Source organism: Novosphingobium sp. SG707 (assembly GCF_012275515.1).
Taxonomy (GTDB): Bacteria; Pseudomonadota; Alphaproteobacteria; order Sphingomonadales; family Sphingomonadaceae; genus Novosphingobium.
In genome coordinates, this window is record NZ_JAAZQL010000003.1 from 736356 (window position 1) to 749642 (window position 13287).

The following is a 13287-nucleotide window of genomic DNA, read 5'->3' on the forward strand; positions in this document are numbered from 1 at the left end:
GCGCGATTGGCGGGCTGCTGAAAGGGATGGATGCTCAGGAGGCGCAATTTATGAGAGGGCATGCAAAAAAATCGCATCGCCCCTCATTTTATCTCCGGCGCAGGCGGTAAGCATCGGATTCTTCTGCGACGCGGAGATCAAGCAGGGCCGCAAGCTGGTCGGCAACCTGCTCTGTATCCCTGAGGCGATAGGTGCCTGAGATATGGAGTGTCCCGATGGCCGGATCATCGAGCAGGATGGGGTTGCGGGCATAGCGATTGGTTTCGGCGACAAGATCGGCCAGGGAAACATCGTTGAATGCCTGTACGCCTTCGATCCATTGAGCCTTGCCGACCGGCGCGGGTTGCAACAAGGTCTGGCGGTCGGGACCGGCCGAGAATTGCCGGCCGGCGACCAGTGTGGTCACCGTCGGTAAGGCAACATCGCCCGATCCGCTCTCGATCTGGGTCTGGACATCGAGCGGGCCCTGCAGCGAGATGATCGAGACCTGACGATTGCCGGAGAGAGCGACGTCGAAGATCGAGCCATTGGCCCGGATCAGCGCGGTATCGGCACGCACCGCAAATGGCCGGGACTCTGGCGCCGGGGAGAAGCGCGCGCGACCTGCCATCAGGCGCAGGCTGCGCTCGCCTTGGGTGTAGGAGGCCAGCACCACGCTGCTGGTGTCGAGCGTGAGCTTCGAACCATCCTTGAGGATGAAGCTGCGGATTTCTCCGATGCCGGTGGCATAGCGTGCTTCAAAGGCCAGCGCGTTCGTCCGTGTTTCGCTAGGAAAGGGCAGGCCCGGATAATGGCGGCTCAGGCCGTACCAGCCGGTGCTCAGCAAGATCGCGCCTACCCCGCAGGCGAGCAATGTGCGGACCAGTCCGGCAGGATGTCGCCCTGTCCTGTTGCTGATCGCTTCGCCCTTGAGCGCTTTGCCCAGATTGAAGGTTTCAGCAATGCTGTTGTAGGCGCTGCGATGCAGCGCCCCCCGCGCCAGCCAGCGATTGAAATCATCGCGGTGCGTATGTGCGTCAGGTCCGCGCATGATCGCGAACCAGTTGGCCGCCTCCTCACGCAACTGGTTGCGTGGAACCGGCATCGGGCTGATCTCTTCGTTCATTCCTGCCCCAGAACAGCGTCAATATGTGCCAGCGCGCGCGCCATGTGATATTGCACCGTTGGAATGCTGATCCCGAGGCGCTGTCCGATCTCGCTATAGGCAAGCTCATCGATCCGGTGAAGCAGAAAGACTTCTCTTGTTTTTGCAGGCAGTTCGTCGAGCGCCCGGCGGTAGGCTCTGAGCATGTCGTCATACTCCAGCCGGTGGCTCTGCTCAGGGGGACACGAGGGTTCGAGATCCGCCGACAGGGGCACGTCGGGAAGGCATGGCTGCCGCCGCAGGCGGCGGCTCCGCTCGAAGAGGAGATGCCGGGCGATCCGCCGCAGATAACGGTGGGGCTGGAGGATGGGCTGGGCCGACATGCTGCGCACAAGCCGTGCAAAGGCCTCATGGACGTAATCGGAGGCTTCATCATGAACCCGATCATGCCGCCGATCATGGCCATGCCCGCGCAGATAGCGCCCGAAATAGCGGGATAGGTTGCCTGCTTCGATGCGATACAGCATCTCGATAACCTGAGGCACGGGATCCTCGCCCGGCTCGGTTCCGGTGGGCAAGGGTTCCGGAACGGAATCGGGTCCGCGCGCTGTGGGCGGCATCGCCATAAGGACACTTCCTCGCAATGCGGCAGCAACCGCCCGCCAGAAGCAGCAGGGCAGTCAATCGCAGAGGTGTGCCTTCATCTTGGCCGCCCGACCCGCATGTCGAGCGTGGTAATACCTGACAATGTAACCCGCAGGCGGCTGCCAGCGTTCCGGCCTGCTTGACCTGACTATGATGCGCCGCGTGGCCGCGCGCAATGACCTATATTGCGTAGAGGCTGCCTGTATGGCGTCGAGAGTTCCGCCGATCCCGCCCGATATCGCGCATCACCGGCCGCTGCTTTCCAACGGCCAGGCAACAAGCCGCGGCGCTAACCGAGCAAAAAGGCGATGTCCTCGTCATTGAGCGCGCCGCCGGCACCTCCCGCCTCTTCGCTCCACAACAGGTCGGCCAGGTTCTGCTTTCTCTCCTGCAATGCGAGGATCTTCTCTTCGATCGTGCCCGTCGCGATCAGACGGTGCACGAAGACCGGCTTCGTCTGGCCGATGCGATGAGCCCGATCGACGGCCTGCGCTTCGACGGCGGGATTCCACCAGGGATCATAAAGGATCACCGTGTCGGCGGCGGTCAGGTTGATGCCCGCGCCGCCCGCCTTCAGACTTACAAGAATCAGCGCGACCTCGCCGTTCTGGAAGCGCCTGACCGGACGGGCGCGGTCGCGCGTGGTCCCGCGCAGCTGCTCATGATCGAAGCCTGCAGCTGATAGGTCACCCGAAATTCGGTCGAGCATCGCGGTAAACTGGCTGAAGATGATCACCCGTCGTCCCTCGCTGATCAGTTCCGGGATCATTTCGAGCAGGCGGGCACGTTTGACCGAGGCGATCCCTTTGCCCGCATCGCCGGGAAGCAGTTCCGGATCGCAGCAGATCTGGCGCAGTTTAAGCATGGCATCGAGGACGATGATCTGCGCGCGCATCAGCCCGACGCGGGCGATCTCATCGCGCACGCGGGTCTGCATCAGCAGGCGCTGGCTTTCGTAAAGCCGGGCCTGCGCCTCGGTGAGTTCGATACGTTCGGGGATCAGCGTTTTGGCCGGGAGTTCGGCAGTGACCTGATCCTTTGTCCGGCGCAGCAGAAACGGGCGCAGGCGGCGGGCGAGAGCAGCTTTTGCCGGTATGTCGCCATGCTTCTCGATCGGTGTGCGATACGTCTTGCGGAAGGCCTCGAAGCTGCCGAGCAGCCCCGGATTGGTCAGCGTTGCCAGCGCCCAGATGTCGTTGAGACGGTTTTCCAGCGGGGTGCCGGTAAGCGCAATCGTCTGATCCGTGTGCAAGGCGGCGGCGGCCTTGAACCCGGCCGTGGCCGGGTTTTTGAGGACATGAGCCTCATCCAGCACTGCTACGGCCCATTCCTGCGCGGTCAAAATATCTTTGTCACGACTGAGCAGCGGATAGCTGGTCAGAATGATATCGGCCTCGGCCATGGCGCCGGCACCGTCGCGGCGATTTTGCCCATGCCACAGATGGCAGCTGAGATGAGGCGCAAAGCGGGCAATTTCGGCCTGCCAGTTGGGGAGGACCGAGGTTGGAGCAACAATCAGCGATGGCCTCTTGCCGGTCTGAAGCAGGTGAGCGATGGCCTGCAGGGTTTTGCCCAGCCCCATATCGTCGGCAAGGATGCCGCCAAGACCGGCGGAATGAAGCGCCTGAAGCCATCCGGCACCGGCTCGCTGATAGGGCCGCAACTGCGCCTGCAAGGTTTCAGGTGGACGATAATCGGCGTGCGCGGGATCATGCAGTGCTGCTGCGAGGCTGCGCAAAGCATCGGCGCTCGTCCAGATCACGCCATCGCCTGCCAGATCATGGACCAGACCGGCATCATAGCGGTTGAAGCGCAACGTCGTGGCGGTGCTGTCGGCAAGCGCGAGGCGCAGCAGCGAGGCGAGCAGCGGGCGCAGCGGGCCCAGCGCAACCGTGGTGAAATGCAGCTTGTCTATGGGGATCGCGATCTGGTGATCGTCGGCAAGGGCAAGGAGATCTTCGCCGCCTTGGGCCAGCCACTGCCGCAAGGCCGGAAGGATGTCGATCCTTGTGTCGCCGACCAGAGCGGGCAGTTCGAGATCGAACCAGTCGATCGCCGCGCCCGGTTCATCGGAGGCCGGCGGAGGTGCAGGGGTCAGGGCAAGGCCAAGATCGGCAGGGCCCAAAGGCGCAGGAATATGCGGCCAGTCAGCGCCATATTCTATCAGCCAGCCTTCCGCCTCCAGCGTCCGGACGGCATTGGCGATGAACGCCGGGTAATCGCCGACCTCTTTGCTGAGCGAATGGTCCCAGCCCTGATGCGGCCTGAGTCGCACATCCCCGAACAGCGAGAGCGGGATCAGCGACAGATCGGCAAGACAGTCGGCGGCGGCCTGTTCGGCGATGAGGTCACGGATCAGGCGGAGGGGACCCTCTGCTCCTTGAATGATCACATCCTGCGTGGCGGCAGGAGCCTGTACCCGATGGCCATCATAGTCGAAAGCCAGACGCGTCATCTTGCAGGGCGCTGCGCGCCAGCTCTCGCGATGCCAGTAGCGCTGCGTATCGCGAAGATCGAGCTTCTCGACGAGAAAACGCAGAACGGGGCGCGGCGCGACGGCAATATCCTGTGCGGTGTGGAAGCTGGGCGCGGGGATGGCATCGCCTGCCAGTTCACCCCACCGCGCTGCAATCTGGGGGATGTCGGCAGGCGTGATCGGCGGCATGGCGAGCAGGCGGCCAGCGCGGTCCGGGGATATGCCTGTGTCCATCAGGTTTATGGTCGCGGTGGCCTCGTCAATGGCCAGCGGCGGATCGCCGGCAACGACTTCAACCCTTGCGGGCAGGCCGACGAGGTCAAGACAGCGACTGCCGTCGGCGAGCAGGCGCCAGACGAATTCCGCTTTCATATTGTCAGGGCCAATGTTCAGCGTCTGGCCTCCGGGTGCTTTCCAATGCAGCAGGCCAAGGCTGGCCGCCTCGCACAGCCATTGCCAGCCATGGCGACCGCGCGGCATCCTGTCGCCGGTAAAGTCTCCACCTAGTGCTTCGGGTGCCATGCGGGCGAGCAGACGCAGGGCCGGCAACGGGATCTGCAGGCGATTCTGCTGGATTTCCCAAAGATGGATGGGCCTCCATTCACCGGCGCGGCCTTGCTGGCGAAAGGGTCGGATCTGCAGCAGACAGCGGGCAGGCGTGTCGTGAGGCTGCCCCTTGGTACGCTTTGGCTTTTTAAAGGCCGGTTTGGGTTCGAGCACAAAACAGACAGGTTCGAAACGCAATCGCTCAACCAGGACATCCGTATCGATCTGCGCCAGCCATTGGCCCACAGCGCCCGATGCAGCAATGCCTGCAGGCGGGGCTACATCAATGCGCAGGCGCGGCTTCGTCGGTGCGGCTTCCCGCATGGCAAAGGCGACTGCAGCGGCATGTTTGCAGCCATAGCCGACGGGGCAGGTACATTCGGTCTCGATGTCGATATCGTACTCGGACAGGACCAGCGATGTGAAATAATAGTTGTCCCCGCCTCCCCGAACGATCGCGGTGATAAGGCCCATTTCCTCATCATAATCGAGACCGGTAACCCGTCCCTGCCGGGCATAGTCAAGACCGGCCCGCATCATGGCGGCCGTCTGGACCATATCATCGATCTGTTCGTCGGTGATTTCCGGGAAGGGGCTGGGCATATCAGGCTGGCTCCGCTGAATTACGGGGCCTTGCATAAGCACTTTGGATGCGTGTGGCCATTATGCCGGGTGATGGTTCGGGGGAAACCTATTGTCTTTGCGCCGCTGCTTCCAGTTCTGCCAGACGCTCGCTGCAGATGGTGTGGACGATGCGGCCCGGTTTCTCGGCGCGTTCGCCCAGTCAGGTCAGTTCTTCGGCATCGATCCTGTAATCCTTGGAATAGCGGGCCTTGACGTAAGCGTCCTTCAGCTTCTCGAACAGCGCGCGGTCCTTGCGCGTTTCGCGGGACCAGGGATCGACGAGCCGAAGGTCAATCCGTTCGGCCCGGGTGCGCAGGAAAGCGATATTGTGATTATGGGGTGAGTAGGCCGCACAAACGAGCATCAGGCAGTTGTACAATCTTTCAGCAGCTTGATGCAGTATGAATGCTGCATCTTTCAGCCAGTCACGCTGCAGATCGTCTTTAAAATTGATGTGAGCCCGCATCGCGCTGGGAGACCACTCCTCAAAATACTCCCGCCAGTTCGAGATTGGCCTGCGGGGTCTTGGGCAGAAGTCCATGCCGTTCGCGATCATCGCAGCTGTAAAGGGCAGTCCCGTCCCGGGCGATGTCCATGAAGACGAACCGGCGATGGGCGAGGCCGTCGTTCACTTCCTGCAGCGAATGGACGATGAAATTGACAGGGGTGCGCAGGCGTCCGGCTAGCTTCTCCTCGATCAGCCTTTCGTCAGCCCTGACCCGGTGCGCGGCGCGGTCGGCCAGATCCTTGTTGCTGACGACCACCAGCAGATCGAAATCGGGAACATAGCCCTTGGCGGTATGGGGTTCATCGACCCAGCAGCCGCGCACCATGGCTGCCGTAGAGGATCGCCTTGACGATGCTGCCCTGCCGCTTGCTGCTTCGCTGTGGGCAGCCCCGAATTCATCGAGCAGCAGTTGCACCGCGCGGTCAAGTTCGCGCTACTTATGGGCCGGAAGATGGCCGAGATCGGTGCGCACCAGGCACCCTTGCGGGATGGAGCGACACCGTCAAGCATCTCTATTGCACCACTTCTATCGCTATGCCGATATCAAGATCGGCCCATGCCCGATCAGTGGTGAGGGCGACGGCCCTGCTGGTCCATGCCAGGGCAAGACAGCAAAGGTCGCCCAGCGAAAGTCCGGAGGCGCGGGTCAGCGGTCGCAGCGCGCCGGCGATATTGGCTTGCGCTCGGTCCATGGGCACGATCTCTATATCCAGCTGGCCCAGCATGGTCTGCGCGTTTTCCGGCTTTATGCCCCGATCGACAAGCGCAACCAGCACCTCCTGGTAATTGACCGCGCAGATCCGCGCAAGATCAAGACGGGCCTCGACCTTCTCGGCGCCGGCTTCGTCGAACAACAGGCATAGCAAGGCCGACGCATCGAGCACATGGTGAAGGGGTGGGGCTCTATCCGCCATGGGAAGCCTCAAGTCTGCGTCGCGCAATCAGCTCGCAGGAAGCCGGTCCGTCTAAAGGCGCGACGCCGCGCAGGTGCTGCTGTATCAGGCGCAGGGCGTGACGGTCAGGCAAGATCCGAACTTCGCCGTCGGACAGTTCGAACCTGACATGATCGCCATTTCGCAGGCCCAGCACATCACGGACAGGGGCCGGCAATGCGATGCGGCCGCCGGCAATGACCCTGCCGCGCAGCACCGTGACCGCCTTTTCCTGGCGGATGGCATGGATGCCAACACGGGATGATGACCTGCTTTGCGCTTTCCGGCCTATCTCTCCTGTGCCGTCGGCTGATGGCTGGGCCGGCGCGGAGACAATTCTGTCCATTACCTCATCAAGGGTCTGCCGTACTTTGGGGGCAAGGCTGAGGTTGATGCGCCGGTGATCGCCGCTGTCCGGCACGCGCTGCAGGATGCCGCATTTTGCCAGTTCCGCCGAGCGGCGATGCGTATTGGCCGGCGGCTCGCCGGTTGCAAGGCAGGACTGAAAAGTGGCGGTTCCTTCGTGTTCGGCCAGATAAAGCTCGAGCAGAAATGTCCGATAGGTTCCCCCCGAAAAGCGACGTCCCAGCTTGCCTGAGAACATCTCCTCCAGCTGAAGCAGCATTCTGCAATGCAAAGCTCTCAATCGCCTGATCCCGTGCACTCGGTCCGCATCGATATGAATGTTGGGAGCCGGATCGGTCATAGCCGGCACCGTGAAATTTCGTGCCGCGTAATGGTCGGCAGGCCGTAAAAAAAGGCCTGACACATCAGTTTATATCGCTTCTCCACGGCGGGTCGCGCCCGTTTTGCATCAGCCTTACCTGATGACGCCATGTGCCGATGACCAGCATGAGCTGTATCAGCCAGCTCCATAGTGCCGTTGCATCCAAATAGGCCTCCCAATGAATCTGCGGAGCAACGATCAGACCCAGATGGACCAGGGTCTCCGCTCCGAGCAGCCCGGAGATCCAGATCGGCCAGAAACGTGTGGATCGAAAGGTGAGCCATAAGAAAATTCCCAGCAGCGCAATGTCTGTCATGAAGATACCGGTCTCGATATGACGGAAGCGGAGTCCCTGGGGGCGAACCACCAGGAAACTGATCAACGCGCCTGCGAACAGGGCAATGGCTCCGATTTTCTCAGGGCGGCCGCCGCGTCTGACGGCAAAGAGGGTGCTGAAGATCAGCAGCGCCAGAAATTCCTGCTGTCTCATGAGGTCCGCCAGAAGAATTCGGTGCAGTTGTCCATCGGAATCCAGCGCCGGCCCTACGTGGCCGTGCGCAGGCGGAAGTCCACTTCGCGAAGTGCCCGGCTCGGCTTGATGAGATCGCCATAGCTAAGCGCGGCAAGTCCGATATCATCGCCGGCCTGTTTGAGACTGGCATGGGTGGCCACGATCCTGCCGCGCGTTTCTGTGAGCAGCATCAGGGCGTTGGCGGACTGGATCAGCGCGTCCTGACCGACGGCGGCGGAAAGACGGGCGTCCAGTCTGGCCAGCGGCAGGGCTGCATTGAGTTCGGCGATCCGCGCAACGGCGAGATCCACGGCTTCCTCGGCGGCGAAAAGATGTTTGGCTACATGTTGGGCAATGGCTTGGCGTTGGGCACGCATAGTTTCCCTTTCCTGTTTCCTCGTGAAGCAGGCTTGCAGGATAGATGAACTCGCCGCTCTAATGTGAAAACAGGCTGTTCATGCCTGTAAGCAGCGATACGGCTGAACCGATGGCGACAAGGGCGCCAACAGCAATGACCGCAATGGCGATCACCATGTGGTTGATACTCAGGTCATTGGCCTGCCTCCCCTGATTGCGAAGCGGCGCCAGATCGATGAGCGATGGGGCCATCCCGTTCCCCGTCATAATTTCGGGAGCGGAAACAGGAGCATCGCCTGTCGTATCCGGCGCTTCCGCGCTGTCATCGACGGGCTCAGAAAACTCCAGAACCGGCAGTTCCTGAAGACCCATTATTGGGGAGCCCAAAAAATGGGTGGGGTGTCGCTCGTCTGATCGCAGCGCGTCCCACTGGATGAATTGGCGAATGGCTTCCCCGCGGCTGGAGGTGCCGAGCTTTTTACGGATGCTCTGGACGAGCTTGTTGACCCGATCTTCGGAAATCGAGAGGTGCCGCGCGATTTCCTTGGTCTGATAATAGCCTTGTACAGAGAGGCGCAGGCATTCACATTCGCGCGGAGTCAGACTGGCAAGGGCCTCCAGTTGCCGGTCCGACAAGGGGGGTGAGGGCTTCTCGGTCACGGCGACACATGTCCTCCTTTTGTGAAACGCCGAACGTTCAACGGTCCGCGTACCAATATGGTTTAAAAACGCGCTGCATTGAATTGATGTAATGTGTAAGTGGATCGCCTTTTTGCCGATTCGGCAAGGCCTTATACGAAGATAATATGGTTATTTCCTGCTTTCGCAGAATGAGTTGTCCTGACATCAAAGATGATGTTGCTCGAATTCATCTTTGAAGGCGATTTGGTTAATGGTGTATTTGATATTCTCTGGATTGAAATAATATCGGGCAGGAAGGCCGGGCTGTCCGAGACGAGTTTATGGAAGCGGAGTGGGGAAAGGGAGGCGATATCCCGTTCGCGCAAGGAGTGAGCCAATGTCTCCTGCTGGATTTGCCGCAATCCTGTTTGGCTTATGGTCCAGGCTTGCCCGCCATATTACCCCGGACCGCGTTTCCCGGGTCTCGGCTATGGATACTCGACAGTTTGGTGCGGCAAGAGGTGATCCTTTGCCCAAAGGGTTGAATTGGTTTTTACACATATCCAGAAAACTGAAATCACTATCTGCCGCGAAGGATGATCGTCAGCTGCGCTTTTGCAATGCGCTTGATGTCTTACCTGAGCCGACCCGTGTGATTTACCTCCTGCATAGCAGGGATGACCTGGATTTTCCGGCCATCGCCTCGCTCATGGGGATCACGATCGATCGGGTCCAGCTGGAACTCGCCCGGGCCCTGAAGCTGCTTTGCGAGGCCATCGATGAAGAATAGCGGTTCCAAATGCGCGCACCAGACAGGAACTGAGCTGGAAGTTCTCGGTGAAAGGCTGGTCCTAGGGTTGGGAGGCATTTGGCGAGGGAAGCAAGGCATGTGTCGATGCCCTGCTCATGATGACCGTGAGCCGAGTCTGTCGGTGCGGGTGGGGAAATACGCGCTGCTGTTCAAATGTTTTGCCGGTTGCGATCACCAGGAGGTGATCCGCACAATACGGCTAAGGGACAGCGGTGCGCTGATGCGAGGCCGGGGCGGATTTGGACCAGAATTCAGGCATGCCAGGTCCGGGTCGTCATCTGATCTTGCACGTCGCCTTTGGGACTGTGCCCGGCCCTTGGCAGGAACAGACGCTGAGGCCTATCTGCAGCGGCGGGGGCTTGGTATCAAGCCGCCGGCGTTGCGCTATCTGTCCAGGACTCCGCTTGGGTGCGGACGGGATGTCGTCTTTCGTCCAGCGATGATTGCGGCCGTCCATCACGGGAGCAAACTGGTTGCGGTGCAGCGTACGTTCCTTGCACCCGGCCATCCCATTCGGGCGCGCGATCTGAGCATTCCCCGGCGCATGCTGGGCAGGCCGCTTGCGGGCGCGGTACAGCTTGCTCCGGCAGGTGACATAATGGGACTGGCCGAAGGAACCGAGACAGCCATGTCGGCGATGACCCTGCTGGGCATTGGCGTCTGGGCCACACTGGGGGCGGGGCGGCTTCATCGGATTGCCCTACCCGTGGGAATATCGCGCCTTGTCCTGCTTCCGGACAATGATCATGCCGGGCAGGCTGCGGCCGCAAAGGCGCTTGAGACCTATCGGACGCAGGGAAGGAGCATTGAGGTCCTATGGCCGCCGGCGGGCTGTAAAGACTGGAATGATGCGCTTCGAAAGGGAGAGGAGGGGGTGGCGAAGATCGGCGACGGGCAGCCCGAATGGACGGGCTGCTCCGCCCGGAGTCCTTGAGCCATGTCCCAGCTTCCCATTCTTGTACCGGCTGCGAACCTTGAAAAGTCGCCCGCCAACGTCCGCAAAAGCAGCGATCCTGAAGCCGATGCGCGGCTGGCTGCCAATATTGCCGAACGCGGCGTGCTGCAGAACCTTATCGGCGTCCCCATCGCCCGCAGAAAAGGTCATTATCGCATCACTGCAGGCGGCCGTCGGCTCGCAGCGGTCCATCGTCTGATCGAGTTGGGCACCTTTCCCGCCGATTATGGCGTACCGCTGCTCGTTCTCAAGAACCGGGCAGATGAGGTCGAGGTCAGCCTTCAGGAGAATTTCCTCCACCTTGAGATGAACCCCGCTGAGGCTTGCCGCGCCTTCCGTGATGTCGTTGAAGTTGAGGGTAAGTCCCCCGCCGATGTCGCCAAACGCTTTGGCGTAACCGAACGTTTCGTGCTGGGTCGCCTGCGTCTTGCAGGCCTTGCTGAACCGGTCTTCGACGCGCTTGAGGCCAATGTCATCACGCTCGATGTTGCCAGGGCCTATGCTTCGACCAGCGATACCGTGCGTCAGGCCGCCGTCTTTGAACTGCTGCGCCACAGTTATACGCGCGACAGCGTCAGCGAGATACGCCGTCGGCTTGCCTCTTACAGTTACCGCGCGAGCGATCCCAAAGCGCTGCTGGTCGGACGCGAGGATTATTTCGCTGCGGGTGGCAGAATCGAGGAAGACCTCTTCTCCGATGCCGGTAGCGAGCGCTGGCTCGACACGAAGATCGTCGATGAGCTGGCGGAGCGCAAGCTGACCGAGGCTGCTGAGGCGATCAGGCAGCGCGAGGGCTTCGGAGAAATCCGGGCGGTGGCTGCAACGCATATCCCTTTCAACCAGACCTGGGGTCTGCAGCAACTTCATGGTGAATTACCTGAGCTCAGCGACGAGCAGCTGGCGCGTAAGGATGAAATCGAGATCGAGCTGGCCGAATGGAGTGAGGCGCACGACTCCGGTGAGTTCGAGCCGAGTGAGGAGGAAGAGGCCTATGTCGAGTCACTGGAGGCTGAACTGGTGAGCCTGACAGCCCCTTCGCCGGTGTTTGAAGATGGCCGCAAGGCGCAGGCGCTGGCCTATGTCGTCATCGGTGACGATGGCGTCCCGCGCATCCATGAACAACTCTATGCGATACCTGAGCCGGAAGCCGAACCTGATGCCGACGACAAAGGCCGCGATGGCGCCGAGGCGGAGCAATTCGATTCTGGCGCGGAAGAAGTCAAGCCGGTTTTGAGCCAGCGCCTGCTCGAACGTCTGGCCATGATGAAGGTTGAATTGCTTGCGCTTCATGTTGCAAGAGATCCAGGCTTTGCGCTCAATCTGGCCACCTTCATCCTCGCCGAAGCTTCGGCCGTGACTTATGGCCATCATGTACCCAGCGAATTACGCGGTCCGGCACCGGCGCGGCTTATCCATGACTTTAACAGCGACATGCCCGCTGCGCTGGAATGGGCGAAACTTGAGGACGGACTGGATCGCAGCTGGCAGGGTCGAGGTTCGGCGATCGAGGCCTATGAAGCATTTTGTGCCCTGCCCGAGGAGGTCCGTGCGGCTTGGTTGGGCTGGGCAGTGGCGCGTACTTTGCGAGCCGTGCCGTATGGTCATGGCGAAGCAGCTTTTCTTGATCACCTTGGCAGCAAACTTGCCATCGATGTTGCGGCCTGGTGGCGGCCGACGGCTGCGGTCTATTTTGACAGGATCGCCAAACCTGCGATCCTTGATCTGTTGGCGGAAATCGGCGGGAGCGATCTCGGTACGCGCTATGCTGGCGCGAAGAAACATGATCTCGCCGCGGCGGCCGAGCGCTTGTTCGCGGGTGATTTGCCGGTCGAAACGGAGGTCAAGGACCGCGCGCTGGCATGGCTGCCCGAGGTCATGCACTTTGGACCGGGCGCTGAAACCGGGGCTGGCGCAATCGGTGTGGGAACAGATGTGAATGGGCGGAATTCTGGGAATTTCGCGATAACTGAAACCTTAAGGGTCGACGCAGAAGCACGGTAAGGTCGGAGTGGTCGTGACCAGGCGCAGTTCTCCGACGGACGCTGACTGATCAGTCCGCGCGGCAATGACACGTCGGGTCGGGAGGTGGGAGGCGCCCATGATCCAGGCGTTGGTGGCCAGCATGCTTAATTGCGTGTTGTAGCCTTCGAGGAGATCCTTGACCAAGGCGACTGACATGGCCTTGGCAAATTGCTGAGCAACGACCTCGATCACAATATCTCACAGCGCGTTGGGTGTACTGCGTCAACAGGAACTTTTGAGGGCCTATGAGCTAGCGGGGTGATCCGGAAAAGTGACTGAAAAATAGTAGCTTGCAGAGTGTGTCCGACCTGATGAGGGGGCTCAGTGGAGGGGGCTCTCCAAACAAAAGTTTGATCGTTGTTCCGATTTCGGGGCAAAATAGCCATCAAAGAACACCGTGCGATAAATACGTCATTACCCCAATTAACGAGGGCCAGCCGCCGCCCCACCTAGGGAGATATCCAGAAC

General features: G+C 60.7%; 14 protein-coding genes. 3 read left to right on the top strand and 11 right to left on the bottom strand.

Annotated features, from left to right (window positions below; genetic code table 11):
* Window positions 1-88: 88 nt before the first annotated feature.
* The 10 genes from FHW92_RS12170 to FHW92_RS12210 form a co-directional block, all read right to left on the bottom strand.
* Window positions 89-1105 (bottom strand): FecR domain-containing protein, encoded by a 1017-nt coding sequence (locus FHW92_RS12170; RefSeq protein WP_168603486.1) that lies wholly within the window; start codon window positions 1103-1105, stop codon window positions 89-91.
* The gene (locus FHW92_RS12175; protein ID WP_168603487.1) at window positions 1102-1710 is read right to left on the bottom strand and encodes an RNA polymerase sigma factor; all 609 of its coding nucleotides are present in this window, start codon (window positions 1708-1710) and stop codon (window positions 1102-1104) included. Before FHW92_RS12175 ends, FHW92_RS12170 begins: the two co-directional genes overlap by 4 nt.
* Before the next feature lie 308 nt (window positions 1711-2018).
* Entirely contained in the window at window positions 2019-5354 is a 3336-nt protein-coding gene (locus FHW92_RS12180; protein WP_168603488.1) for a DEAD/DEAH box helicase, read from the bottom strand.
* 181 nt (window positions 5355-5535) lie between these two features.
* Window positions 5536-5841 carry a HEPN domain-containing protein gene (locus FHW92_RS26225; protein WP_349237678.1) on the bottom strand — a complete coding sequence of 102 codons (306 nt, stop codon included), beginning with the start codon at window positions 5839-5841 and terminating at the stop codon, window positions 5536-5538.
* Window positions 5842-5860: 19 nt separating this feature from the next.
* On the bottom strand, window positions 5861-6298 hold the full coding sequence (locus FHW92_RS26230) for a hypothetical protein (RefSeq protein ID WP_349237679.1): 438 nt from the start codon (window positions 6296-6298) through the stop codon (window positions 5861-5863).
* Window positions 6299-6395: 97 nt separating this feature from the next.
* Window positions 6396-6767, bottom strand: a complete 372-nt coding sequence (locus tag FHW92_RS12190) for a type II toxin-antitoxin system VapC family toxin (RefSeq protein WP_349237680.1) — start codon at window positions 6765-6767, stop codon at window positions 6396-6398.
* A gap of 19 nt (window positions 6768-6786) precedes the next feature.
* Window positions 6787-7521: an AbrB/MazE/SpoVT family DNA-binding domain-containing protein gene (locus tag FHW92_RS25525; protein WP_210428463.1), complete on the bottom strand. Its 735-nt coding sequence runs from the start codon at window positions 7519-7521 to the stop codon at window positions 6787-6789.
* Between the two features lie 64 nt (window positions 7522-7585).
* Window positions 7586-8032, bottom strand: a complete 447-nt coding sequence (locus tag FHW92_RS12200) for a hypothetical protein (protein WP_168603490.1) — start codon at window positions 8030-8032, stop codon at window positions 7586-7588.
* A 53-nt stretch (window positions 8033-8085) separates the two neighbouring features.
* On the bottom strand, window positions 8086-8430 hold the full coding sequence (locus tag FHW92_RS12205) for a hypothetical protein (protein ID WP_168603491.1): 345 nt from the start codon (window positions 8428-8430) through the stop codon (window positions 8086-8088).
* Window positions 8431-8488: 58 nt separating this feature from the next.
* A complete protein-coding gene (locus tag FHW92_RS12210) occupies window positions 8489-9070 on the bottom strand; it encodes a helix-turn-helix transcriptional regulator (protein ID WP_168603492.1) in 582 nt (193 codons plus the stop codon).
* A 358-nt stretch (window positions 9071-9428) separates the two neighbouring features.
* Between FHW92_RS12210 and FHW92_RS12215 the strand changes: the two genes are divergently transcribed.
* The 3 genes from FHW92_RS12215 to FHW92_RS12225 all read left to right on the top strand — a co-directional run bounded on the left by FHW92_RS12215 (window position 9429) and on the right by FHW92_RS12225 (window position 12798).
* A complete protein-coding gene (locus FHW92_RS12215; RefSeq protein WP_168603493.1) occupies window positions 9429-9821 on the top strand; it encodes a sigma-70 region 4 domain-containing protein in 393 nt (130 codons plus the stop codon).
* Window positions 9822-10281: 460 nt separating this feature from the next.
* A complete protein-coding gene (locus tag FHW92_RS25765) occupies window positions 10282-10776 on the top strand; it encodes a toprim domain-containing protein (protein WP_246870081.1) in 495 nt (164 codons plus the stop codon).
* A 3-nt stretch (window positions 10777-10779) separates the two neighbouring features.
* Complete coding sequence (locus tag FHW92_RS12225) at window positions 10780-12798, top strand: ParB/RepB/Spo0J family partition protein (RefSeq protein WP_168603495.1); 2019 nt, start codon at window positions 10780-10782, stop codon at window positions 12796-12798.
* Here the strand turns inward: FHW92_RS12225 and FHW92_RS12230 are convergent.
* Window positions 12772-13011 (bottom strand): hypothetical protein, encoded by a 240-nt coding sequence (locus tag FHW92_RS12230; protein WP_168603496.1) that lies wholly within the window; start codon window positions 13009-13011, stop codon window positions 12772-12774. The genes FHW92_RS12225 and FHW92_RS12230 overlap by 27 nt on opposite strands.
* Window positions 13012-13287: the final 276 nt, after the last annotated feature.

What these genes read in the sequence shown, in the direction of transcription:
- FHW92_RS12170 (WP_168603486.1), bottom strand. Translation starts at nt 1,105, where the DNA reads ATGAACGAAGAGATCAGCCCGATGCCGGTTCCACGCAACCAGTTGCGT.
- FHW92_RS12175 (WP_168603487.1), bottom strand. Translation starts at nt 1,710, where the DNA reads ATGGCGATGCCGCCCACAGCGCGCGGACCCGATTCCGTTCCGGAACCC.
- FHW92_RS12180 (WP_168603488.1), bottom strand. Translation starts at nt 5,354, where the DNA reads ATGCCCAGCCCCTTCCCGGAAATCACCGACGAACAGATCGATGATATG.
- FHW92_RS26225 (WP_349237678.1), bottom strand. Translation starts at nt 5,841, where the DNA reads ATGCGGGCTCACATCAATTTTAAAGACGATCTGCAGCGTGACTGGCTG.
- FHW92_RS25525 (WP_210428463.1), bottom strand. Translation starts at nt 7,521, where the DNA reads ATGACCGATCCGGCTCCCAACATTCATATCGATGCGGACCGAGTGCAC.
- FHW92_RS12200 (WP_168603490.1), bottom strand. Translation starts at nt 8,032, where the DNA reads ATGAGACAGCAGGAATTTCTGGCGCTGCTGATCTTCAGCACCCTCTTT.
- FHW92_RS12205 (WP_168603491.1), bottom strand. Translation starts at nt 8,430, where the DNA reads ATGCGTGCCCAACGCCAAGCCATTGCCCAACATGTAGCCAAACATCTT.
- FHW92_RS12215 (WP_168603493.1), top strand. Translation starts at nt 9,429, where the DNA reads ATGTCTCCTGCTGGATTTGCCGCAATCCTGTTTGGCTTATGGTCCAGG.
- FHW92_RS25765 (WP_246870081.1), top strand. Translation starts at nt 10,282, where the DNA reads ATGATTGCGGCCGTCCATCACGGGAGCAAACTGGTTGCGGTGCAGCGT.
- FHW92_RS12225 (WP_168603495.1), top strand. Translation starts at nt 10,780, where the DNA reads ATGTCCCAGCTTCCCATTCTTGTACCGGCTGCGAACCTTGAAAAGTCG.